Source organism: Streptomyces hirsutus (assembly GCF_001418415.1).
GTDB classification, from domain to species: domain Bacteria; phylum Actinomycetota; class Actinomycetes; order Streptomycetales; family Streptomycetaceae; genus Streptomyces; species Streptomyces hirsutus.
Genome location: NZ_LIQT01000331.1, coordinates 1 through 23,943 on the forward strand (window position 1 = coordinate 1; position 23,943 = coordinate 23,943).

Sequence of the window (23,943 nt, forward strand, 5' to 3'; positions counted from 1 at the left end):
CAGTATCCGGCGTTCTTCCGGGACATGGCACGCCTGGAGGCTAGGGCTACGGCTCTGAACCTGTACGCGGTGTATGCAGTGCCGGGTCTGTTGCAGACGGAGGAGTATGCGCGAGCTGTGTTCCACATGCAGCGGCCGCTACTGGAGGATGAGGTCATTGAGCAGCGACTTGAAGCACGCATGGTCCGACAGGAGATCTTCGGTCGACGACCTGCTGCCCTGATGAGCTTTGTAATCGAGGAAGCAGTCCTCCGTAGGCCGGTTGGTGGCCCAAGAGTCATGCGCGAGACGCTGGAACAAATCCTCGTTACGGGTCAGTCTAGGAACGTAGAGGTACAGGTCATGCCGATGGCGCGCGAGGACAACGCCGCCTTGGGCGGTCCCTTCACGTTGATCGATACCGACAAGGGGCAGCGTGTTGCGTACGCGGAAGTACAGGATCACAGCAGTCTGTACACCGACGTCGCATACGTACGCACACTCGAAGCGCGCTATGGCATCCTCCGATCACAAGCGCTGTCACCGAGCGAGTCGATGGCGTTCGTCGAGCAACTGATGGGAGACACATGAGCGTGCAGCACGCGAAGGCGGCTGTGCCCGAGGCCGCTTGGATCAAGAGCAGCTACAGCACAGGCAACGGCGGTGAATGTGTAGAAGTTGCCGCAGCGACCGGAGAAGTCCTCATCCGGGACTCGAAGCAGCCTGCGGCGGCCCGGCTAGCAGTCGGTGCCGATGCTTGGGCCGGCTTCGTACGGATGGCCGCCAGGCGCTGACCGGCGGCGGGTGCACGAACGGAGGGGCCCGGCGCGTGCCGGGCCCCTCCGTCTGCCTCAGAAGTCGTCCAGACCTTCCTCGCTGCGGATCATTCGCCAGGCCGCGCGGCGAGCGCTGCGGTCCAGGTTGGACTTGAACTCGCGGTCGGCGCCGAAGTAGCGCTTGCCGAGGGTGTCGATGGTGGACACGTGGTCCATCATGTTCTCCTCGAACTTCTTGTCGAAGACGATGCCGAAGTTGGCCTCGTCGTTGACGACGGCGGCGGCGCGGACCTTCGGGTCCTCCTTGGTCGCGTTGAAGGCGGGGAGGACGTCCTCCTTGGTGAACTCCGTGCCGAACTTGGCGTTGAACTTGTCGATCAGCTCGGAGAGCAGAGACTTCTCGTCGTCCTGGGCCCCGCCCACGCCGTCGCCGAAGCCCTTGAGTTCGGCGGCGCCCTCGGGGGTGAGAGCCACGTCGTGCTCGCCGGTCTTCTCGACGCGCAGGTGGCTCAGGTCGACCTCGCCTATGTCCACGCCACCGTCAGCCCGGTGCGGGAGGCGGTTGAGGAGGTAGCGGCCGTAGAGGTGCAGCCGCTCCAACTCGGTGTCGTGGTACGGCACGATCTGCGCGAGGAAGCCGTACTTGCGGACGTAGTCGTTGAGATGGGCGCGGAACTCCTCCGCCGTCTCGACGTCGTCCTCCTCCTCGCTGTCCATCAGCACGGTGAAGCGTGTGACGGCGGGGGAGAGGAGCCGGTACAACTCGGCGTGCAGCTTCTCCCACTTGGCTTGGGAGCCGCCCGCCTTCTCCTTCGCCTCGAAGTAGGCCTGGGCGAACTCGTCCATGTCCTGCTCCGAGATGATCGGCGCGGACATGACCCGACTCTGGGCCGTGTAGAGGAGGTTGGGGTCGGTGGGGAGGGTGTGCGCCTCCTCGAAGTACGGGCGGAACGCTTCCTGGATGTCCTCGGCCTCGTTGACGAAGTCCAGGACGGCGAGGTCGGCCTGCGACTTGCGTTCGGCGGTGCGGTTGAGGCGGGAGAGGGTCTGCACGGCTGCGATGCCGGTCAGTGACTTGTTGACGTACATGGTGGTGAGGAGCGGCTGGTCGAAGCCGGTCTGGTACTTCTCGGCAACGATCAGAATCCGGTACTCCTGCTGCCCCTTGCCGCCGGCCTTCGCGGCCTTGTCGTCGGCTCGGGTGTACCCGAACGCCTTCGGCAGCCCGCTCTCGGACAGCCCGCCGTTCTCCTTGCTCTCGGTGGTCTCCTCACCGTCGATGGTGAGGGAGCCGGAGAAGGCGACGAGGACGCCGAGGTCCGGGTACTTGGTGTCGTACGTGCGGTCGGCGATGTAACTGCGGATGGCGCGGGCCATCTGCACGGCGGAATGCCGGGAGGCGGTGACCACCATTGACTTGGCCCGCCCGCCGAGCCGGCCGCGGGTGTGGGCGACGAAGTGCTCGACGATCACCTGTGCGTGCTGAGAGACCGTGTGCTCGTGCATGAGCGCGAACCGGGCGAGCAGGCTGTTCGCCTTGGAGGGGTCGACCTCCTTCTCGTCGCGGTTCAGGTTCGCGAGCTTCCAGTAGGTGTTGTACGTGACGTAGTTGCGCAGCGGGTCGAGGATAAAGCCTTCCTCGATGGCCTGCCGCATGGAGTAGGTGTGGAAGGGCCGGTAGACGGCCTCGCCGTTCTCCGTGGCTTCCGTGCCGAAGAGTTCGAGGGTCTTCGCCTTCGGGGTGGCGGTGAACGCGAAGTAGGAGAGGTTCGCGGCCTGCGAGCGCTCCACCGCCTTCGCCTTCAGCTTGGCGTCCACGGTGAGCGTGGTCGCACCCTTGTCCTCGGTGTCGGCGTCCAGGCCGAGGTCCCGCAGCGCGGACTTCACGGCGGTGGCGGCGTCGCCGGACTGCGAGGAGTGCGCCTCATCGACGACGATCGCGAAGCGACTGCCCTTGATCTCGGTCGGGTTGCGCTTGACGTAGTCGAGCAGTGCGGGGAACGAGTGCAGCGTGACAGTGACGATCTTGCCCGTGTCCCGGGAGAGGGCGCGGGCGAGCTGTTCGCTCTTCGCGCCGTGCTTCTCGTCGACCTTCACGACCAGGCCGTCGGTCTGCGAGAAGTTGCCGACTGTCTCCCGGAGTTGGGCGTCCAGGTTGCGGCGGTCCGTGATGACGATGACCTTGTCGAAGACCGGCTCCCCGGGCTTGATGCGGCCGTCCGCGAGCGCCTCGGTGTCCAGGACGCGCGGGTCCGTGTCGGCGTGCAGGTCGCTCAAGCGGTGGGTCAGCCAGCCGATGGTGTTCGACTTGCCGGAGCCGGCGGACGCCATGACGAGGTAGTTCTGCCCGGCGCCGTGCGTGGCCGCGTGCGCGGTCAGCTTCTTGACCACGTCCCACTGGTGGAAGCGCGGGAAGATCGTGGACTTGGTGGTGCCACCGCCGGGCGTCTTGTGCTTCTGCTGGTGCACGAAGCGCTGGAGGAGGTCGAGCCAGTTGTCCCGCTGCCAGACGTGCTCCCACAGGTACGACGTGGCGTACGTGCCGTGGAGGGTCGGCGCGGGGTTGCCAGCGCCGCCGGGCTGACCGGGGCCGTTGGAGCCTGTGTTGAACGGTAGGAACTGGGTGCTCTTGCCGCGCAGTTGCGTGGTGACGAACACCAGGTCCGGGTCCACGGCGAAGTTCGCGATGACCCGGCGGGTGAAGATCAGCTCGGTTGGGTCGCGGTCGGTCCGGTACTGCTCCTTCGCCTGATCGACGCCCTGCCCGGTGAGCGGGTTCTTCAACTCGGCTGTAGCGACCGGGATGCCGTTGAGGAACAGGGTCAGGTCGAGCCGGTGACCCCAGTCGGCCTGTTTGGTGGCGTAGGGGAGTTCCCGGACGACGGTGAGGCGGTTGGCCCGGTAGCCGTCGAGGACCGAGTCCGCGGAGATCAGGTTCGGCTTGAAGTAGGCGACATGGAGCCGGACTCCGCGATCCTTGACACCATTCCGGAGGACGTGCAGCAACCCGTCGTCGGCGACGGCCCGGTCGAGTCGCTGGGCGAATCCACGCTGGGCCTCGTTGGGGTCGCCGCCGTAGACGGTGAGGAGGTCGTCCCACTCGTCGGGCTGGGTCGCCCCGATGAAGGTGAACAGCTCGTTGGTGTCGAGCCCGAGATCGGCCTGGTAGTCGCTTGGGCTGGCCTCCCGCCACCCGCGCTCGCAGAGCGCCGCAACAATGGCAGCCCCGAAGGACGACTCGTCGTGCACGGGGCTCATACGGCAACTCCTTCGGTCACGTTGCGGCCGCTGGCGGTGGATACGTCGAACTGGCCAGTTACGGCGGCGGTGATGAGGGCTTGGCGGCGCTCGCTGAGCAGGGCGACCTGACGCTTAATCAGCTTGTTGCAATTTGATGCGTGATGTAGCGCTTCACGGGCGGTTACGGCGGTGCGACGCTGTGCGTCGGGTGAAGGGAAAGGCGCCCTCACTTGAGACAAGTGGGTGGGGCCGAAGTGCTGCATGGTGGCCCCCGTTTTGAGCACGTCAATCTGTCGGGAGAACAGAGATGACTGCAGGAATGCCTCCATGTACTCCATGTTGACGTCTGTCTGCGCCGGTCGCAGAATGATCAGGCCCGTGTAGGGGACTGACCCGACGACGGTCGGGTCCCGCACCACGGAGACCTCTCCCATTGTCGCGCTCCCGCTGATCAACCGGTCGCCCATGCGAAGGCGGAATTGCGACCACTGTCGAGCGGCCTTATCCGGGTCCAAGAAGTTGCAGCCGTTGAGGGTCACTTCGCCTTGCTTCAGGCCAGAGATGCGGATGAGGGGTACGCCCTCGGGGTGGAAGTCCGTGGCCATAATGCCCGGACCTTCGCGGAAGCGGACGATGTAGCGTAGCGGTACTTGTAGGCCCGCCCATTGCTCGACTGCCTCGTCGAGCACTCGTTGTGACCGCTCAGCAGTTAGTTTGTTGAACCGTCGGTAGAGGTGGATCAGCTGATCGATGCGGGTGGTCTCAGCATCGAGGAAGTCGACGATGCGGCGCTGCTCTTCAAGTGATGGGGCAGGGATTGGCAAACGCGCGAATGTCTCCCAGGGGCGAAAATCGACGGAACGCTGACGCACGGTTCCTGCTTGCAATTCAAGGAACCCCGTGAATGCCATGGCTCTGAGAGTGTAGGCGATGAAGCGGGTGCTGTTCTTACCTACTGCAGAGCATACGTGATAGACCGGTGAACATTTCCCATTGGAGTCGGATACGCCGACGGCTCCTGCGAACCCGTCGAGGGCATGAAAGACAAGGTCGCCAATCTGAACACCTTGATATCCTTGCTCCTTGTCGGAGAATGTGTACCCCGCCTCTCGTCGTAGGGAGCGAAGGGTCACCGTACCGTCGCGATAGGCAGTGACTACACCAGTTCCTGCTGAAGGCTTTCGGTTCTCTTTTGTGAGGAGTCTACGCAAAGGGTGAATCGACCACCCGTGGGGAAGTTTGTTGTGGCTGATCATCCGGCGACCTCCCCAAGTAGAGCCTGAATTTCCACCTCTAGTGCTTTCAATTCCGCATCGATCTCAGTCAACGACCGAGGCGGCTCGTAAACATAGAAGTGCCGCGTGAACGGAATCTCGTACCCGATCTTCGTCTTGCTGCCGTCGATCCACGCATCCGGCACATGCGGGTGGACCTCGCGCTTCAGGTACTCCTCGACGTCCTCACCCAGCGGCACGTTCTCGTAGTCCCGCAACTCCGCATCCGACTCCGGCTTGCCCTTCACGAGTTGGACCTCGCCCTCTGGGTCCCGCACCCCCACCGCGTCCCGCAGCGCCTTCAGAAACGGCGCCCCCGACGGCCACGTGGAGCCGGCCTGGATCACCGCGTCCTTCAGTGCCAGCCACGCGTCCGCCTTCTTGGCCCAGATGCTGCCCTTCAGGTCCTGGAACGCTTCCAGCATCACCGGCGCCTGCGGAGCCTTCTGGATGACCTTTGACACTTCCAGCGCCGCCAGCGTCTCCTCCGTCAGCTCGAAGCGCAGCTTCAGCGGGCGTTCGACGGTGATCCGCTGGTATCCGAACGCGGTGTTGTCGAAGACCTTCACCTTGCCGTGGAGCGGGTGTTCCGCGTCCGCAGCCGCGTGCAGCGCCTCGCCGTACAGCTTGACCACCGTCGCGATGTGGTCCGTGCTCAGCTGCTTGCGCTTGTCGCCCAGCGACTTCCGCATCTTCTGCCACTGGTCACGGGCGTCCAGCAGTACGACCTTGCCCTTGTGGTCCGGGCTCTTGCGGTTGGTCAGGATCCAGAAGTACGTGGAGATGCCGGTGTTGTAGAAGAGCTGGTCCGGCAGGGCGACGATGCCCTCCAGCCAGTCGTTCTCCAGGATCCAGCGGCGGATCTCCGACTCGCCCGAGCCCGCCCCGCCCGAGAAGAGCGGGGAGCCGTTGAAGACGATCGCGATACGCGAGCCGCCCCCGCCGTTGACGTCCACCGGCTTCATCTTCGAGATCATGTGCTGGAGGAACAGCAGCGAACCGTCATTGATGCGCGGCACCCCCGCACCGAAGCGGCCGGCGTCGCCCAGCGTTGCGTGCTCCCGCTCCACCTCGTCCTTGACCTTCTTCCACTCCACGCCGAACGGCGGGTTGGCCAGCAGGTAGTCGAAGGTCGAGCGGGCGTGGCCGTCGTCGGAGAAGGAGTTGCCGAAGGCGATGTTCTCCGGGTCCTGGCCCTTGATCATGAGGTCGGACCGGCAGATCGCCCAGGACTCGGGGTTGAGCTCCTGCCCGTACACCTCCACCGTGGCGTCGGGGTTGAGCTCCTTGATCAGGTCGTCCGTCGCGGAGAGCATGCCGCCTGTGCCGCAGGCCGGGTCCATGACCGTGCGGACGACACCCGGGAGCTGGAGGCCGTCGCCGTCCGGGGCGACCAGGAGCCGCACCATGAGCTGGATGACCTCGCGGGGCGTGAAGTGCTCACCGGCCGTCTCGTTGGACTGCTCCGCGAAGCGACGGATCAGTTCCTCGAAGATGTAGCCCATGTTGTGGTTGGGCACGGTCTCGGGGCGCAGGTCCAGGTCCGTGAACTTGCCGATGACCTGGTAGAGCAGCCCCGAGCTGTCGAGCCGCTTGATCTGCTGGGCGAACTCGAAGCGGTCGAGCACCCCACGGGCGTTGTCGGAGAACGACCCCACGTACACCGTGAGGTTCTTCGCCGCGCTCTGCGGGTCCGCCGCGATCTTCTTCAGGGTCAGGCCGGACTTGTTGTAGAAGGAGTGGCCCGCGGCCCGCCGCAGGAAGCGATCCGGGTCGATGTCGCCGTCCTTGTACTGGTCCGCCAGCGCCGTGACCTTCTCGCGCGTAGGCTCCAGTACGCACTCAAGCCGTCGCAGCACCGTGAACGGCAGGATGACCTTGCCGTAGTCGGACTGCTTGTAGTCCCCCCGCAGGAGGTCGGCGACGGACCACGCGTGGTTCGCCAACTCCGTGTGCTTACTGCTGTTCAAGTGGATCCCCGGATTCCTTCCGAAACGTCCCAACCCCACCGCCCAAGCCGAGCCAGGTCGACTGGCAGGCCGGGGCGGTCCGACAAGTGTGGTCCATGGGTGAAGCCCTGTGTGTCTAATGGGGCGAATCGCCGCCTCGGCCCCGTACCGTGGCCGCGTCCGCCGCCGTCCCCTGGGACGACGGAAGCAACTGGCCGCCGGTGAGGCCCCCCGACAGCAGCCGTGCCGTCTCCTCCGCCAGCCGCGTCGCCCGTTGCGCCTCTGCCCGCAGTTCGTGAACGCGGCGGAACGCCTCCCCGTACCTCCGCTGCTCCTCCAGTGGCAGCAGTGGTACGCGCAGCCGGCCGGGGCTGACATTCAGCACCGTGCTGCCGGTCGAGGCCCCCGCGATGTTGTCCTCGGCGCCCAGGAACCCGGCCAGGAACCAGGCGTCTAGGCGGGCCGGATCGGGCCGGAACAGGTGGACGTGCGGGCCGAGCAGCGCACCGGCCTCCGCCTCCCCGGCCACCAGTGACATCGCACCGCCGCCGCTCGCGACCGCGCGGACCAGCACGTCCCCGGCGGCGATCACCGGCGCCGTGTCCGTACGGACCGTCGCCGGGTCGCCCGTCGGGCCCGAACCCCGGGAGATGTCCGAACCGGTGAAGACCGGGCGGGCCGCGTCCGCGCCCGCTCCCCGCCCGCCCTTGCCGGCGCCGTCGTCGTCTCCGCGCCCGCGTGATCCTTCCGGCGTCGTCCGCAGCAGCGTCAGCGCGCCGCCCCGCGCGAGGTCGGCCGCGGTCGCCGTACGCCACTCCCGGGCCGCACCGCCCGCCGCGTTCCAGTCGTCGTAACCGGCCGCGCGGCCGAGGGACTTGGCAGCCTTCACCAGGTTCCGGCGCGTCGCGTCGGCCTCCGCCGCCAGCTTCGCCGGGTCCACGTCGGAGCGTGAGGCGCGTACGAGACGGGTCGGTGTCAGGTCGACGGTCTCGTCCAGCAGGTCGACCACGTCGACCGCGCGCGCGACGCCGGGCTCGTCCTCGAAAGCGTCGGGGTCCGCCGCGAAGGCGTGCCACGCGCCCAGGGCCTGGCCGGTGATCCGCGCCCAGTCCAGTGAGGCGGACCGGCTGCCGCCCCGGGTGCGCGGGCCCGTCCGCGCGTCCGTCTTCGCGTCCGCCGCCGACGACTCCGCGGTGTCGACGAACAGCACCGACTTGCGCTCGGCGCCGCCCGGTTCGGGCCGCTGCAGGATCCAGATCTGCAGGCCGATGTGGAACGGCACCGACGCGCCGACCGGCAGCGCCACCACCGCGCGCAGGGCGCCGCTGCGGACCAGTTCCGCCCGCACCCGGCGGCCCGAGGCGCGGCCGGCCGTCGCGGGCGGCAGGAGCAGGGCCGCGTAGCCGCCGGGCGTCAGGTGGGCGAGGGAGTGCTGCACCCAGGCCAGCTCCGACTCGGCGCGGGCCGGTACGCCGTACGCCCAGCGCGGGTCGTACGCCAGCTCGTCGTACCCCCAGTCCCGGTCGCCGAACGGCGGGTTGCACAGCACGGCGTCGGCGGCCAGGTCGGGGAAGGCGTCCGCGCGCAGGCTGTCGGCGGCGCGGACGGAGACGGTGGTCCCGGGCGGCGCCGTCAGCAGCAGGCTCACCGCGCTGCGCCGCGCCTGCACGGGGAGGACGTCCTGGCCGTACAGCTCGGCCGCGCCCCGGCGGGCGGCGGCCTCGAGCAGGGCACCGCTGCCGCAGGCCGGGTCCAGGACACGGGCCGGGGCGCCGGGAAGGAGGCGCGCGAGGAGGTCGGCGAGCGGGGGCGGCGTGCGGTACGCGCCGCTCGCCGCGCTGTCCTCCAGCTCCCGCTCCGCGAGCACGCCCAGCGTCGCCTGGCCGCCCTCGTCCCGTACGCACACGTACAGCGCGCGGAGCACGGCGGGATCGACGCCCGCGAAACGTACGCCGGCCCCGCCTGGCACGGCGTCGGCGACGCCCGCCGCGTCGCGCTCGGCGCGGACGGCGAGGTCCGCGTCCGGGAGTCGCGCCGCGGCCGTGAGCTGGTCCGGGGTGCGGCGGGCCGCCGCCAGGACGAGGAGCAGCAGGTCCGCCGTGGCGCCGTCATCGCTGTCGCCGGTGCCGTGGGCGCTGAGGCGGAGGGTCGTGCGCAGCTCCTCGGCCGGGCTGGCCGCCGAGGCGTAGCCGCGCGAGGCGAGCCACGCCCGGACCGCCTCCAGGTCGTACAGGGGACTGCTCTCCGCACCGCCGGACGGCTCGGGGAAGTCGTCGTACCGGCGACGCCAGTTGCTGACGGTGGCACGCGTGACCCCGGCGATGCGGGAGATCTCGGCGGCGGTCACCTGCGCGGACGACTGCTGGGGCATGACGGAAGACCTGAGCCTCTCGATAGCGGACGTCAACAACCTACAGCATCCGTCAAACCTGTCTAGGTGTTTGACAGTGTTTTCAATGACGTGCTTATCTGGTGACGCTTCCGCAGGGAGCCGCAGCCTTTCGGCTCGGCGGCCCCGTCCGGTCGTGCCGTTCCGCCGCGCGGTTCAGCGGCGCCGTCCCACATCCGACGCCCGATCTCTCACGCCTGTCCGAACTCCGGGGGGAGCCACCATGCGCCTGACCATGCCGACCGGTGCCGTCGAAGGAACCCAGCTCACCGTCATGCCGTTCCGGGACGACGCCGTCGTCGGAACGATGGCGGTGCCCACGCTCGTCCAGCTCGTCCCGTCACCCCGGGCCGAGGAGGACCCGAGGAGGCTGAAGGCCGCCTCCGGCCTGGTGCGCCGCCACGCCGAACTGCGGGCCACCGTGCAGCGCACACTGAAGTCCTCGCAGAAGGGCAAGAACGTCGGGCCGTACGCCGAGTACATCGCCGCCGGCCTCAAGGGCGAACTCGGCGCCGCCTGGTCCACCCCGCCGATCACGCTCTGGCACGCCGGACCGCTCGCCGCACTCAGCGACGAACTCGTCCCCGGCAGCGGCCTGCGCACCCTCACCGTCGCGCCCGGCACCATGGTCGTCGCCATCGACGGCGAGACCCAGACCACCGCCTGGCACGACCTCTACGACGAGCCCGAGGCGTACGGCCTGACGTACCCCGAACTCGCCCGGGTGCGCCTCCCGTTCGAGCTGTACGTCGACCTCGCCCCGGCCGACGCGCGCCAGATCTTCTACGACCGCAACGTGCAGGGCGTCGACGTCGCCAAGAATCTCGCGATGTCCATGGACCAGCGCGACGCCGGCACCCGGCTCGCCCACCTGGTCGCCGACTCCGCCCGTGTCGACGTGGACGGCCAGCGGGTGCCGTTCGCGCGACTCGTCAACGTCAGCAAGCGGCAGGTGTCGGCCGGCGACCGCGAGGTCGTCACCCTCTCCGCGCTGCGCGCCCTCGTCGTCACCACCCTCTACGGGCGCGGCGGACTCCAGCGGTCCGCCGAACCCGTGCACGAGGCCGACCTGCCGGGCAGGAACCGGCCCGAGCGGGTGGAGGAGGCCGTCGTCCCGGTGCTCGGCCGGCTGATCACCCGCTACGCCCGTCATCTGACGGACCGCAGCGCCCTCACCGCGCCCGCCGTCCTCGCCGGACTGGGGATCGCCGTCCACCACACGATGCCGTGGAGCGAATCGGCGTCCGCGTTCCGCATCGAGGACCTGGTGCGCCTCCTCGACGACATCAAGTGGGAGCGCGAGCCGAAGTACTGGGACGGCGTCGCCGCCAAGACCGGCACCTCCGGCCGCCTCAACTTCAGCGGCGGGGTGAAGGACTCGGGCGGCCGGGTCGCCGACGCGATCCTCTACCCGGCGACCGAGGCGGGCCGCAAGATCCGGGGCTGCTGAACCCCGGCGAGCACCCACGCACCCCTCGACTTCAGCTCATCCCGCATCGCGCACAGCGATCCACGCACGCATCACACGGAAACGGAGCACGACCATGTCCTTCCAGCAGCCTTCCCACTCTCCCTTCTCCTCCCCGCAGCCCGACCACGGCGCCCAGGGCCCCTTCGGCCTCGGCGCACCCACCGGCCCGGCCCCGAAGCAGCGCGGCCGGTGGCTGAAGTACGGAGCGGTCGCCTTCGTCTCCCTGTTCATCGGGGTCGGGATCGGAAGTAGCGGCGACGGCACGGCGGCAGCGGACACGGCAGCCGCCGGCACCAAGTCCGAGCCCAGGCCGACGGCCACCGTCACCGAAACCGCCAAGGCCGACGGCGACGGTGACGCCAAGCCCGCCCCCACCGTCACCGAGACCGAGACGGTCACCGCCAAGCCGAAGAAGACCAAGAAGCCGGGCCCGGTGACCAGCTTCTCGGGTGAGGGCGAGTACGTCGTCGGCGAGGACATCAAGGCCGGCACGTACAAGACGGCCGGGGCCGACGGCGACTTCGGCTGCTACTGGGAACGGGCCAAGGACGCCAGCGGCGAGTTCGGCTCCATCATCGCCAACAACAACCTGAACGGCCCGGGACGGGTGACCCTCAACACCGGCGAGTACTTCAAGACCAACCGGTGCCAGGAGTGGAAGAAGGTCGGCTGAACGAGGCGTCCGAAGCGGCGCTGCGGCCTGTGCCCCGGAGCACGGACTGAGAACCGCTCGGGTGCAGGAAGAGCGAAGAAGGCATCGAATCCAAACCCGTTGCACGAGCCGATTGCCGGGTCGTGCGGAAGCCCGGACGGGGCGCCAGGCCAGTGGGTGACTCGGTGACTCTCGCGAATGTGACGAAAACATGGTCGGACAGTTCGAAGCGTGCATATCCTGCGTAACGCGTCGCAGGTGGGCAGGCACGATGTGCGGTGTGCTGGAGGCGTCATGGGCAGGGAACCAGGGGTATCGACGGCCGTCGGGGCAGGCGGAGGGCGGACGACAGCCCGGCGGACGGGCTCGGCGGGTCTGACCGCCGACGGGGGAGATCCTTACGGGGAGCATCCGCTGCTCACCTCCGCCATGGCGGAGGACTACGACACGGTGCCGGCGGTCGAACGAGAGCGGTTGCGGCGGTACTTGGAGGCTGTCGTCACGGTCCGCCGGGCGCCGGTGCACGTCGCCGTCGCCTTCAATGCCGTCTACTTCGGCTACGACCTCGACGGCGAGGGATACGGTCGCAGTCCTCTGCTGCCGGAGGACTTTCCCACAGTCACCCTCGGCGAGTGCGTACCCGCCCTTCCGGTCGGGGCGATGGTACGCATCGCCACGGGTTCCGATCCGCTTTTCGCCGAGATCGTCTACAAAGAGGGGGCCCACCCCGGTATCCGTGCCTTGGGCGACGTACCCGCCTGGGTGTCCGGCGCACCCGCGGGCGCTGAGGGGCCCGGCAGACCGGGCCCGGACCAGTCCCCCGTGCGCCGTGAGCTTCTGGTCCCGGACCCGGACGCCTTCGGCCCCGGCTTGAGGCTGTCCTCCGCCCAACTGCAGCGACTGCGCACCCATCAACGCTGGATCAACGAGGACGGGCACGTGGTGGTCGACGCCTGCTATCCGTCCGGGGAAGAAGCCCGAAGGTCGGACCTGGTGGCCCACGCCGAGTACCTGCTGACCACGGCACGGGCGCAGCTGATGAGCCCGTTCGTCCCTGTGTCGTTGCGGGAGTTGGCGGGCGGTGAGGACGACGCCGAGCTACGCAGAGTCCTGCTCCGGCTGCTCAACACGGTGCGGCGGGTTCTCATCTCCAGTGAGCGGCTGCGCATGTGGGGCCCGTACGCCGTCACGCGAAAGTCGCTGGCCGCCTGCTGGCGCGACACCGGTCCGCTCGGCGGCGACGACATGAGATCACTCGCCACGGCGGTCGAACGCGCGGCCGTACCGACGCGGCGCCGCTACGGACTGGCCGTACCGGTCACCGCGTACACGGCCATCGGGCCACGGCTGCGCGCGTTCCTGGGGGCCGGGGAATCGCTGAGGGGCGTGAACTACGCGGCGGCGGTGTGCCGAGCGAACCTGACACTCGCGGACGTCGTCCGGCGGGACAGCGAGCTGGGCCTGTTCGCGAACGGCGCCCGAGTCGGACTCGACGACGCCTTCGAGGGAGGAGGCGTCTGGCGTTCCCACTTCCCGGGTGACGCCGAGGCGGCCACCGACCCGATGTTCCCGGCCGGACAGGGATGGGCGTCCACGACGCCATCGCCATCGCCATCCTCGCCGGAGCCGGAGCCGGAGCCGGAGCCGGAGCCGGAGCCGGTGTTGGAGCCCGTTGATCCGCCGCTTGCGGACGGCGGGGCCCTCGGGCGCTGTGAGCTGATGCGCAGTGGCGGCGCCGAAGTCGTCTGGCGGCTCCCTCTGCGCCTGGCGCATCTCATCGACGGCTGTCTCCCGCTGCACCCGCTCGTGATCGACGAGTTGCGGCAGACCTACGGAAGTAAACCGGTGCTGCGTGCTGAACTCATCCATCCCGGTGGCACGTTGGAGGAAGGCGAAGCCGTTCAGCACGTTGAGGCGGAGCTCGGCGACGGCGGCGGACGTCTGACGGAAGTCGCCTGGCCCACCGACTTCTTTCCCGGACTGCTGCTCGAGGTCCACTGGACCAGGGGCAGTCAGGTGTTCCGCATCAGCACGGCCCTGCTCGGCCATCGGGTGCGGGTCGGAGACCGCACGACGGGCCACAGCTACGACCCGCTCGTCCTCACCCGGGAGGACGTGCCGGGCAGTGACCGCAGTGGTGACTCCCCCGCAGGCCTTTCCTCCCGGCAACTCGTGATGCGCGTGGTGCGCCGTTGCGGGCTGCTCACACCGGACGGTCACGCCCTGCTCGACCGGTCCGGACTGCCCCTCGCCGTCTACGGACAGTGGCCTTCCTCGGCCCAGGCCGCCGCACTCGACTCCGCGGCGGTGGAACTCCTCACCGAGGGACGGCTCGAGCCTGCCACCGGAAGCCGTGATGCCACGGGCCGGCCGCGGTTCCCGGCACGGCCGGGGGAGCGGCGCATTCCGCTCATTGGTTACCGACCCGTCCGAGTGCGCATCACGCGGCCCTGGGGCCTCACGGATCCCGCGGCCGAGCCGATGCGGATGCAGTACGTCCCCGGCCACCTGCGTCGGCTGCACCCCAAGAGTTCGCCGAGCGAGGCCCAACGGGTCGCCTTCCGTGACCACTGCCGCCGACTCGGCAAGGCGGACGGCTGGGAACTGCCCGACGGCTACACGTTCGTGACCGGGCACACCCGCGGTCGCTGAGCCGCACACCACCACGTCCGCAACCGGCACCTTCCTCACCGGGGAGCCGGTGATCGGCAAACCAGCCAACCCACCACAGAACGGAGCGCCCATCCATGCAAGACCGCTACCGCGTTGTCGCGGGGCCGCCGATGTCCCCGCCCGACGTGTCGGTCGAGAGCCTGGAGACTCTGGCCTCGGCACTGAACGCATTGGGGCAGCCGGCGACGGCCGCCCTGGACCAGCTGACGGCCGACATGGTCGAGCTGGCCTTCAACTCGCTGCGTCCCAAGGAACGACAGGCACTGCTCGGCATGCTGGGTATCCGCATGGCGGCCCCGAGGAGGGCGGGCAACGCGCTGTGCCGGGACGTGCTCGGCAGGCTGCGACGTGAGGCACGCCAGCACGACTGTGTCTGCGGTGTCCGGGCTCTCACCGGGACGGTGATGATCGACGTCAGCACAGCCGCATTCCCCGAGGTCGATGTCTTGGATCCCGTCGCCAAGTGGGGCAGGACACTGGTGTCGACCGCGATGTTCGCCTGGTGCCAGGCATCGGTCGTCGACGCGCGGGTTCTCGTCTGGGCCGCGGACCAGGACTGGCTGGGAGCAGTGACCGAACTCGGTATGGACGAGCAGGGCCTGGCCGACGTCCACTCCGTTGCACGAGCGGTCGTCGAGGAACACCCGGACATGTCCTTCAGCGATCACGAACAGCCGGAACCGCAGGAGGTGGCAGCCGCCGCGACGCCGACCCAGGACGCTGCGGTCCCGGAGGTTCCCACCCAGCAGTGGGCCGGTCAGGAGGGGGTCACAGAGCCGGAGGAAGCATGCCGGCGTCTGACCACCGCCGTGGCCGAGGCCGCGGGGGCGGCACGGAGGGTGTCTGCGACGATCGCGGACGGACGCCCACCCGCCGACGGCGACCTCACACCTCTGACCGGGCTCCGGAACGTCTTCGACGGCGCTCGCTCCGTCTTCGCATCGGCGGGTGTCACCACGGTGCCCCTGCGTCTTGAGGACATGGCACGAGCCGCCGACTCCCTCCGAGCGGCACGCGGCCGCGACCGCGCCGCACGGGAGGCGCTCCGAGAGCTCCTCTCCATCGGATGCGCGCCGGACAGTCCCGCCTTCGCCGCAGCCGAGGCCGTACGCGATTGCGCCCGGCGCCTTCTCGGCTCACCGAAGTGGGGGGAAACGGAACGCCGGGAGAGCAGTGCGCTCGCCGCGCTGGCCGAGCTCGTTCGTCTGGGAGGCCAGGCCAATGCAGCCGCGGAGATCCTGGCTCTTCAGACGCAGGTCGTCCGGGTACTGCCCGCGTGTGCCACGGCCGTGGTGATGGCGAACGAGCTGACCCTGTCCGACCGGGCGGAGGAGGCCAGAACCGGGGCTCCCGACACCTGGCCGGAAGAGCCGGCTGCGCCGCGGTCCAACTTCGGCGGGAACGATGTACGGACTGACGGGCCGCGCGCTGGGGAACGCCCCGACGACGCGGCCGCTGTCGCCACACCCGCTGAGGACGGGAAACCGGACGACGAGGATTCCACGGCAGCCTCCGCGGAGGCGTACGAGTCGTTGGGCCCGCGCACGCGCGGGCACGCGGCCGACGACACGGAGAGTGCCGCAGACGGTGCAGAACCGCAGAGCCGTGAGGAACCGGCTACGGCCGTCCTCGGCGAGGCCACCCCGACGTCTTCCCGCCCGGTCGGCACGGGCGTGGACCGCGCCCGCTCCGCATCTCCGGCCGAGGGCCCGGCGGCCATCGTCGGGGTGCCCGGCGATGGTGAACGGCGGTTCGTCCCCGCCACGGGCGCCGTTGCTTCCCACGGCGATGGCGGCAGGCAGCGGGCGGACACGACAACGACGGACCCCGAGGACGTCCTGGACAACGCGGGCGCAGCGACCGAGCATGCCTTGGCGCGCCTCGTCACCGAGCGGCGGTTCGGGCTCGCCCACCACCTGGCACGAGCTGCGGGACGTCCCGAACGGGAGGTGGCGGCTTTCCGGCTGGCAGGCGCCGCGGCTCTGCTCACCTCCGGCACCGGTCCTGGTGCCCGGCTGGTCGCGGACTTGCTCGGTCAGCAGTCCAGCGCGGTCGGCCGCGACTTCGAGGGCAACGAACTCGTCCTGCTGCCCGCCCTGTTGCGCACCGCCCTGGTAACCGGTGACCATGTGGCCGGGGCCCAGCTCAAGGCAATGGTGCCCAGGTTGCCGAACGCACTGGGGGAGGTCACGGCAGCCGTCGCGGACCGTGCCCTCAGCGGCGCGTTGATGATCGCCTCTCCGCTGGTCGTCATCGCCGACGTCTCCGAGACCGAGGCCCGCCTGCGGGAACTGCGTGAACAGAGCGTTGCCCTCACGGCTCACCCGCGTCTCCGGTTCGCCAGGGCGACCGAGATCGCCAAGCGGTGGCTCGCCGACGACGGGCTGCTCGGATCCATGCTCCGGGCCGTGATCACCGATGACCGTGACGCGTTGTCGGGCATCCGGGACAAGGCCGAGCGTCTGTCGAAGCTGTCCGAGGTCAACGCCGAGATCGACCGCATGGACCGCAAGCTTCGCTCGTCCAGCGGGAAACCGCTGCAGGGATCGGGACGGCAGGACCTGGTACATGCCGTCGAACGCTCCGTCGCGCTGGTCAAGGAATGGTGCCTGACGGCCGACCGCGTGCGCGGGAGCGAGCGGTCCGACACCCACCGGGCCACCAAGGAGATCTCGGCCTTGCGGCAACTGGTGCTCGGCCACCGCGCCACCGTTGTCCGCGAACTGGAAAAGCTCGCCAGACGGTCCGGCACCGTGGCGGCAGCGGCGGCCTGGGCCGCGCACAGTTCCATGGAGGAACTCTTCGATCTGCTGTCCGGCGACGCCCGCCCGGCCGGCACCGGTCACGGCGCGTCGGACCCGGAACTCGTCCTGGACGCGGAACTGCTGAAAGTCTGTGACACGCTCATCGAACGGCCTCCGCTCGACCGGCTTCTGACGGCCGTCGACCGTGGCTGGGACGAGGCTCTGAACGAGCGGCTCGACCATGATGCCTTCGGTGCGGCCCGGTCCATCATGAAGCTGGCGGACCAGCAGGCGTTGCCAGGACAGGACGGGTCTGTGCCCGACGTTCGGACGCGTGCGGACATCGACGACCGGGAAACCGGGAGGCGTACGGCCCTTGCCCTGGAGCACGCCGACCTTGTTGCCGAGGTCCATCGCGCGCAGGCCGACGGAGCGGTCACCGACGACCAGGACCTGCGTCTGCAGGAGCTGCTGGCGGACGCTCGCGCCCGCCTCGACACGCCAGAGGGGAACGATCTGACCGACGTGCGTCGGGCTCTGCGGACGGTACGGGCCGACTTGCCCGCTTACCGTCAGGAGGCGACCGCCCGCATCCGGGCGCGGCTCGATGCCCTGGACCTGACGAACGAGGAACGGGCGCAGGTACTGCGGCACCTGGACACCGGCGGTCTGGCGACCGCGGCGGACCTCGTCTACTTCCTTGAGATCGGTGAACCCGTACCGGAGATCGAGGCGGGTGAGTCCCACCTGACCGAGTTCTTTCCCGTCGTGCCCGAGGGTCTGCCCAAGGGAATCGATCAGGAGCTCGTCGACCTGGTGCGCTCGGGCGGAGAGCACCCGGCCATCGGTGTTCTCGACTACAGGACCTTGTCGAGCGACGAAGCGGCACTGGCGGCTGACGCCCTGAGCGACTGGCGTGCGCTGGGTGTCACGGAGCAGAAGGACCGCGGGAACATTTCCCGGTTCAGGCTGCTCCCGGCCCTGAAGCTCCTGGGCTACGACGCCAAGTCCGGCCGGTGGCTGGACGAGCTGTCGCAGCAGCGTCGTGAGTACCGCTTCTTCGAGGCCACGGGTGTGGAGGTGAACGGGCGCGCCAAGGTGCCGGCCTTCGGCTCGCAGATCAAGGAGCAGGGCGGAACCCTCCGCGTGCTGATGGTCTGGGGCCGCCCGCCCGCCAAGGTGGTCATGAGTCTGGCAGGACGGGATCCGAGCGGGACCAGTCTTCTGGTCTTCTACTTCGGCACCCTGGGGCCGACGGCCCGCGCGGAGCTCGCCGCGGGATCCGACCGCCTGCAGCCGATGCTGGTCGTCGACGACGCCGCTCTGGCCTATCTCGCAGCCCGTGGCAACCGGCAGGTCAGTACCGCCACGCAGACCCTTCTGCCGTTCTCCGGCGTCAACCCGTACATCCGGGAGAAGCGCGGCCGGATCGGCAGGGAGATGTTCTACGGACGGGACGCCGAACGCCAGAGCATTCTCGACCCGCGCGGCACACAGGTCATCTTCGGCGGCAGGGGCCTCGGCAAGTCCGCCTTGCTGAGCGATGCCGGGGAACGCTTCATGGAGCAGCGCACCGGGTTCCAGCAGTACGTGTACATCAACCTGGACCAGGAGAACATCGGCAAGGGGAGCTCCCTCGGGCCAGAGGCACTGTGGAGTGTCCTGGACCGGGAACTGACCGAGATCCAGGTGCTGGGCCGACAGGGCGGCCGCAAGTCGCCGAACGGGGAACGCTCCGAACGGGTGAGGGCGGGGATCCGGTCCTGGCTCGACGGTGACTCCCGGCGACGGCTGCTGATCCTGCTCGACGAGTGCGACCAGTTCTTCGAGGCGGACGCGCCGCGATTCGACCAGACCAAGAAGCTGAAGGGACTCGGATCCGACACCAAGGACCGGGCCAAGGTCGTCTTCGCCGGCCTGCACTCCGTGCAACGCTTTTCCAAACTCGCCAGCAACGGACCGTTCGGACACCTCGCACAGACGCCGAAGGTGATCGGCCCCCTGGCACCGCAGTTCGCCGCCGACCTCCTGGTGGAGCCCATGAGGGCGCTCGGCTTCGAGTTCGAGGACGTGGATCTCGTGAACCGGGTGCTCGGATTCTGCTCGTACCAGCCGTTCCTGCTGCAGATGTTCGGACACCGCCTGGTGGAGGTGATGCATCGTCAGCGGGCACGGCGTGGAGTGGAGGGACCGCCCTTCACCGTGGCGGTGGCCGACATCGAGACAGTGGAGTCGGACACCGCCCTCAGGACAGGCATCTCGGCTGCCTTCAAGGACACGCTCAGTCTGGACCACCGGTACGACGTGATCGCCAACGTCCTGGCGTACCACGCGCGGCACCGGGGCCTGGAAGTGCGACTGAGCGACGCCGAGCTGCGCGAGGAGTGCGAGACCTGGTGGCGGAAAGGCTTCGAACAGCTCGACACCGAGGGCTTCAGGGCCTACCTCTCCGAGATGGTGGGCCTGGGCATCCTGGCCCCCAACCACGACGGCCAGGGCTGGCACCTGCGCGGGCCCAACGCACTGCGCATGATCGGCACCTCCCACGAGGTGGAGGCACGTCTGCTGCGGGCAGAGCAGGACTGCAAGCTGGAGGAGAGCATCGTGCTGGAAGGGCGGCCGGACCTGCCTGACAGACGCTCCGCTCCCCTGACGATCACCCAGCTCGACGACCTGCTGGGAGAGCGGACCAATCAAACGAGGGTGGTTCTCGGTACACCGGCCACGGGCGTGATGGATGTGGGTGACGCTCTGCGCACCGTTACCGAGCGCATCGACGGCTGGACTCTGCCGCCCATCGGCCGGCCCAGTGTCTTCAAACAGGAGCTGGTGGGCGGACAGCCCCGGGAACGACGAGTGATCATCAGCGACTTCGCACGCTACCCGGTGAAGCCGGACACGTGTCGTGATGCGGTCGAGCTGGCGAACACCCTGCTGCCCACTGTCCCGGGAGTCACCCGCGCCGTAGTGCTGGTGACCGACACGCGTCAGCTGGATCTGTGGCGCGCTCTCCTCACCGGCGGGCAGCATGTCGCGGCGGCTCCCGTGGTGCTCCGCCGCCGTGACCGTCACAGCCTGCGGGGCTGGGCGCAGCGTCTGGGAGAGGTGTTCCACACGGAAGAACGCCTCGAGCGGCTTTACGCCGTGACCAGTGGCTGGCCCTGGCTCGTCGACCGCGTGCATCGGCTCCACACCGATACCGGTGACACCGACCAGGCCCTGAGGAGTATGGCCGGTCTGGTCACCGACAGGACAGCGGCCCGCGCCTTCGCCGAGGCGACGGGTGTGCACTCGGATCCTGCGCTGACCGCGGGGTACCGGGCCGTGGAAAAGCAGTTTCAGGGCGACCCGGCCGACGCGGAGGATGTGGTGACGGCCATCGCCTACGAGTCCGGCGGGGACGAGGACGAAGCCCGGTGGGTCTTCGCCTGCCTCGACGCCCTGCAGGTGTTCGACCGGGAGGAAGGCGGTCGGCTGCGCCTGGAACCGCTGCTCCGGCAGTGCCTGTCGCCGGGTATGTCGTGACTCTGACCGGCTCTGGGTGTTCAGCACCCTGACGAAGTGTCCGCCGTCCGCCACCCGCGGGACGGCGGGCACTTCCCGTATGGATTCGCCACCGGTGCCCAGTGCGGGGTCGAGTGATCTTTGAGCGCCCCCCTGCCAGCCTGGCACCGGCAATTCTCATATTCCCACCTGCCTCGTCACACGTTCAGGTGGTGCTCCCGCGGTTCGGGCACGTGCCGGAGCTGGACGCGGTTGCCGGCACCGTCGCCCGAGTCCGGCGCGAGCACAGGCTGGTGATGAACAGCCTGGGGGTCGAGAAACCGCAGGAGTGGCTCGGCGACGACAGGAATGGATACGCGGCGCAGATCGCCGCCCACCTGCTGGTCACGGGCGTACACCGTGCCCGGCTGCTCGGTTACGGGCGCAAGGACCTGGTCAGGCTGCTCGACGCGACTGGCATCGAGTAGCGGGTCTCGTCGACGAGGACGGGGCTGCCTCGCAAAGGGTCGGCTGCGAGCAAGGAGCCGGCCCGCCCGCTGCGATCCGGTCGCCCATGGTGCCGGACATCCCTTGTCGAGGCGAGGTGTCCATCCTGCTGAGAAGTCTCTCGAAGTCCTGAGGGCACGGAAGGTGGTTCCGCGTGGAGCGCCTGTTCCTTCGAAAGCTTTGTTCGCAGCGCAAAGCTCCGCTTCTCCAGGGGGTGCCGCGTCTGCTGTGAACCCTCGTGGCCAGGGGACTGAATGGCCGCCGACCCTGGTGGGTCTCGGCTCCAGGCTATGGGGCCACCCGGGCGACCCCTCCTGTCTCAAGGGCCGCCCAGAGGGCTCCGTCGGGGCCCAGAGCGATGCCGTGCGGTTCGGATGATGGTGACGGCAGGGCGTACTCGGTGATCTCGCCGCTCGCGATGATGTGGCCGATGCGGTTGTTTCCCCATTCGGTGAACCAGCAGTCTCCATTGGCGGTCGCGACAATGGCGTGAGGTTTGGCCGTGCGGTCGGAGAGTGGGAACTCCCTGACCTCGCCGTCGATCGAGATCCTGCCGATCTGGCCCGCTGAGATTTCGACGAACCACAGGGCCGTTCCGTCACTGGTGATGCCCACGGGTGCGGCGTTCGGGGTGGGCAGCGGGTGGATGGCAGTGTCGCCGTCGATGGTGGTGCGACCGATCGCGTTCGCCTGGTTGAGGGTGAACCACAGGGCTCCGTCAGGGCCTGTGGTGATTGCCGAGGGGAAACCACCTGCGGTGGGAAGGGTGAATTCGGTGATTTCTCCCTTGCCGGTGATGCGGCCGATGCGGTCGGTGTTCATTTGCGTGAACCACACCGCATCGTCTGGGCCTGCGGTGATGCCGAAGGGTCCGCTGTCGGGCGTCGGCAGGGGGAAGGAGTCCATTTCGCCGTCAGTGGTGATGCGGCCGATCCGGTGGTCCTGAGTGCGAGTGAACCACAGAGCCCCGTCCGGTCCGGGAGTAATGACCGTAGGGCGGCAGGCAGGTGAGTCCAGGGGGTATTCCTTGAGCTCGCCGTCGAGTGCGAGACGCGCGATGCGACCGCTGTGCGCGAAGGTGAGCCACAGGGCATCGTCGGAGCCGGCCGTGATGCCGTAAGGCCCGGCATCCTTGTCTGCCACGCGAATCTCCCTGGCGGTCGGTGCATCAGAAGGGGGCACTGCAACTCCTTACGGGGTCAGTCATCGATCAACGTTCCCGACCAATGTTCTCGGATCGGTTTCTGGTGCCGATCTGTCACCGGACGGTCTGCACCGCACATCCGCCACAGCCTCGGCCGGGAGCGAGTGCCGGACCCGTCCATCGAGATGCACTGGCGCACGGACGTACTCCGCCTGCACCAGCTCTGGCGTCACCGCTGACACCCATCTGTCGGCATCTTCCCTCTCTTGCCCAGGAGTTCACCGTGCCACCCCGATTCGAGACCGCCCGCTTCCACGTCGAGGCAGGCCCCGGAAACCTCTTCACACGGGTGCGTCACATCCTGAGCGAACCGATACGGCTGAAGGCGCATGGCGCTCATGTCACCGAACGTCTGCGGCAACGAGGCGCATCTCTCGAGACGTTGACCCGCTTCGACCCGGAAGGCTGGGAGTTGGTCTCGGCCGAGGTGCGTACGGATACCGGCAAGTGGGTGAAGTCGACCTGGCGGGTGCGGGCGGACGGGCGGGACTGGTGGGTGGTGATCGGACTGGGCAACTCTCTCGTCACCGTGATCGACGTGGACCCACGGCGCCGGGGAAGGGGCGAGGACATCATCACCGAAGGGTCCTTGTACGCACGGGTCGACGCCGTCAACGCGGAGCTCATGCGCGGTGCGTGAGCACGGGGGCACCGGCTGCCCCGCTCACCAGCACAAAAGGCGAGCGGGCCCCCTGGCGCGGCCTGATCCGCCGGACAGGCCCCAGCTGATTTCGGTATGCCCCCGTATCGGACTTCAGCGCCGCGCCAGCGCCAGCACGCTCAGTCCGAACATCAGGACGCCCAGAGGGAGATGGACCGAAGGGACGTGCGCGATACCGAGCACGACCTGGACCGAGGCGAGGAAAAGGAAGCCGGACGCGTGCCAGACGGGCCGGGGCGAGCCGCCGCCCGGCTTCCACGCCAGCACTGCCGCGAGCACGTACAGCATCGACGCCCCGTACATCACGCGGGCTCCGACACTGTGCAGTGTCTCTCCGTAGGCCGAGGTCAGCAGCAGTCCGGCGGAAACGGCTTGAAGGAAGATGGTCAGGGTCTGCAGGGCGATCGCGATCTGCAGAAACGAGAAGCGGCGCTGTGCCGTCGCCTGGGTCGCCATGCCACGGTCCCCTTTTCCGCCCGAGGGGCAGTAGATCGATAAGGTCTTACCAATCCGACGACGCAGGGCTGTGAAAGGTAAGGCGAGGGGGCGGCTGGAAGCATGGGGACGGCTGGGACGAGCACCGATGGGACAGCCGGTGAGCGGCGCCGACTGATCAATGTCGCCTACCGGTTGCTCGGTTCGCTGACCGAGTCCGAGGACGCCGTGCAGGAGGCCTACGCGCGCTGGTACGCGCTGCCGCGAAGCCGGCAGGACGAGATCGCATCCCCCGGCGCCTGGCTGACGACGGTGACCGGCCGCATCTGCCTGGACGTGCTCGGCTCGGCGCGGGCCCGGCGTGAACGCTATGTCGGCGCGTGGCTGCCCGATCCGCTGCCCGACCACGCCGAGTGGGAGCACGGCCATGGCACCGACCTCGCCGACCAGATGGTTCTGGACGAATCGGTGACCATGGCTTTCCTCGTCGTCCTGGAGTCGATGCC

The 23,943-nt window shown here is 68.6% G+C and carries 15 protein-coding genes; 9 read left to right on the forward strand and 6 right to left on the reverse strand.

Annotated elements, in window-relative coordinates:
• The coding region (locus AOK11_RS24015; protein ID WP_055595810.1) for a DUF5753 domain-containing protein at positions 1-570 on the forward strand (570 nt) is incomplete at its 5' end.
• On the forward strand, positions 567-773 hold the full coding sequence (locus AOK11_RS40490) for a DUF397 domain-containing protein (RefSeq protein ID WP_079035043.1): 207 nt from the start codon (positions 567-569) through the stop codon (positions 771-773). The genes AOK11_RS24015 and AOK11_RS40490, both read left to right, overlap by 4 nt.
• A 57-nt stretch (positions 774-830) precedes the next feature.
• Here the strand turns inward: AOK11_RS40490 and AOK11_RS24020 are convergent, their stop codons facing one another.
• The 4 genes from AOK11_RS24020 to AOK11_RS24035 form a co-directional block, all read right to left on the reverse strand.
• Positions 831-4,013, reverse strand: coding sequence for a type I restriction endonuclease subunit R (locus AOK11_RS24020; protein ID WP_055595811.1), 3,183 nt, complete (start codon positions 4,011-4,013; stop codon positions 831-833).
• On the reverse strand, positions 4,010-5,251 hold the full coding sequence (locus AOK11_RS42980) for a restriction endonuclease subunit S domain-containing protein (protein ID WP_157869437.1): 1,242 nt from the start codon (positions 5,249-5,251) through the stop codon (positions 4,010-4,012). Before AOK11_RS42980 ends, AOK11_RS24020 begins: the two co-directional genes overlap by 4 nt.
• Positions 5,248-7,239: a type I restriction-modification system subunit M gene (locus AOK11_RS24030; RefSeq protein WP_055595813.1), complete on the reverse strand. Its 1,992-nt coding sequence runs from the start codon at positions 7,237-7,239 to the stop codon at positions 5,248-5,250. The genes AOK11_RS42980 and AOK11_RS24030 overlap by 4 nt, the downstream gene beginning before the upstream one ends.
• A 115-nt stretch (positions 7,240-7,354) precedes the next feature.
• Positions 7,355-9,589: an N-6 DNA methylase gene (locus AOK11_RS24035; RefSeq protein WP_206188914.1), complete on the reverse strand. Its 2,235-nt coding sequence runs from the start codon at positions 9,587-9,589 to the stop codon at positions 7,355-7,357.
• 241 nt (positions 9,590-9,830) lie between these two features.
• Here AOK11_RS24035 and AOK11_RS24040 point away from each other — a divergent pair, with 241 nt between their 5' ends.
• From AOK11_RS24040 to AOK11_RS24060, 5 genes are all read left to right on the forward strand, one after another.
• Positions 9,831-11,057, forward strand: coding sequence for a DNA sulfur modification protein DndB (locus AOK11_RS24040; protein WP_055595814.1), 1,227 nt, complete (start codon positions 9,831-9,833; stop codon positions 11,055-11,057).
• A 94-nt stretch (positions 11,058-11,151) separates the two neighbouring features.
• The gene (locus tag AOK11_RS24045) at positions 11,152-11,751 is read left to right on the forward strand and encodes a hypothetical protein (protein ID WP_240497469.1); all 600 of its coding nucleotides are present in this window, start codon (positions 11,152-11,154) and stop codon (positions 11,749-11,751) included.
• A gap of 273 nt (positions 11,752-12,024) precedes the next feature.
• Positions 12,025-14,382, forward strand: a complete 2,358-nt coding sequence (locus AOK11_RS44065) for a hypothetical protein (protein WP_157869438.1) — start codon at positions 12,025-12,027, stop codon at positions 14,380-14,382.
• 95 nt (positions 14,383-14,477) lie between these two features.
• The gene (locus AOK11_RS24055; RefSeq protein ID WP_055595815.1) at positions 14,478-20,672 is read left to right on the forward strand and encodes a hypothetical protein; all 6,195 of its coding nucleotides are present in this window, start codon (positions 14,478-14,480) and stop codon (positions 20,670-20,672) included.
• Between the two features lie 191 nt (positions 20,673-20,863).
• Positions 20,864-21,118, forward strand: a complete 255-nt coding sequence (locus tag AOK11_RS24060; RefSeq protein WP_240497470.1) for a hypothetical protein — start codon at positions 20,864-20,866, stop codon at positions 21,116-21,118.
• Positions 21,119-21,425: 307 nt separating this feature from the next.
• On the opposite strand, the gene AOK11_RS24065 is transcribed toward AOK11_RS24060, so the two are convergent.
• Positions 21,426-22,319 (reverse strand): Vgb family protein, encoded by an 894-nt coding sequence (locus AOK11_RS24065; RefSeq protein WP_055595816.1) that lies wholly within the window; start codon positions 22,317-22,319, stop codon positions 21,426-21,428.
• Between the two features lie 245 nt (positions 22,320-22,564).
• On the opposite strand from AOK11_RS24065, the gene AOK11_RS45315 reads away from it, so the two are divergent.
• Positions 22,565-22,981 (forward strand): hypothetical protein, encoded by a 417-nt coding sequence (locus AOK11_RS45315; protein ID WP_240497471.1) that lies wholly within the window; start codon positions 22,565-22,567, stop codon positions 22,979-22,981.
• A 114-nt stretch (positions 22,982-23,095) separates the two neighbouring features.
• On the opposite strand, the gene AOK11_RS24075 is transcribed toward AOK11_RS45315, so the two are convergent.
• On the reverse strand, positions 23,096-23,458 hold the full coding sequence (locus AOK11_RS24075) for a hypothetical protein (protein WP_055595817.1): 363 nt from the start codon (positions 23,456-23,458) through the stop codon (positions 23,096-23,098).
• 102 nt (positions 23,459-23,560) lie between these two features.
• On the opposite strand from AOK11_RS24075, the gene AOK11_RS24080 reads away from it, so the two are divergent.
• Positions 23,561-23,943 (forward strand): sigma factor (locus AOK11_RS24080; RefSeq protein WP_276204840.1); only part of this gene is annotated, 383 nt, incomplete at its 3' end.

Bases quoted from the DNA above. Each gene is read 5' to 3' on its own strand.
- AOK11_RS40490 (WP_079035043.1), top strand. From the start codon at position 567: ATGAGCGTGCAGCACGCGAAGGCGGCTGTGCCCGAGGCCGCTTGGATC.
- AOK11_RS24020 (WP_055595811.1), bottom strand. From the start codon at position 4,013: ATGAGCCCCGTGCACGACGAGTCGTCCTTCGGGGCTGCCATTGTTGCG.
- AOK11_RS42980 (WP_157869437.1), bottom strand. From the start codon at position 5,251: ATGATCAGCCACAACAAACTTCCCCACGGGTGGTCGATTCACCCTTTG.
- AOK11_RS24035 (WP_206188914.1), bottom strand. From the start codon at position 9,589: ATGCCCCAGCAGTCGTCCGCGCAGGTGACCGCCGCCGAGATCTCCCGC.
- AOK11_RS24040 (WP_055595814.1), top strand. From the start codon at position 9,831: ATGCGCCTGACCATGCCGACCGGTGCCGTCGAAGGAACCCAGCTCACC.
- AOK11_RS24045 (WP_240497469.1), top strand. From the start codon at position 11,152: ATGTCCTTCCAGCAGCCTTCCCACTCTCCCTTCTCCTCCCCGCAGCCC.
- AOK11_RS44065 (WP_157869438.1), top strand. From the start codon at position 12,025: ATGGGCAGGGAACCAGGGGTATCGACGGCCGTCGGGGCAGGCGGAGGG.
- AOK11_RS24055 (WP_055595815.1), top strand. From the start codon at position 14,478: ATGCAAGACCGCTACCGCGTTGTCGCGGGGCCGCCGATGTCCCCGCCC.
- AOK11_RS24075 (WP_055595817.1), bottom strand. From the start codon at position 23,458: ATGGCGACCCAGGCGACGGCACAGCGCCGCTTCTCGTTTCTGCAGATC.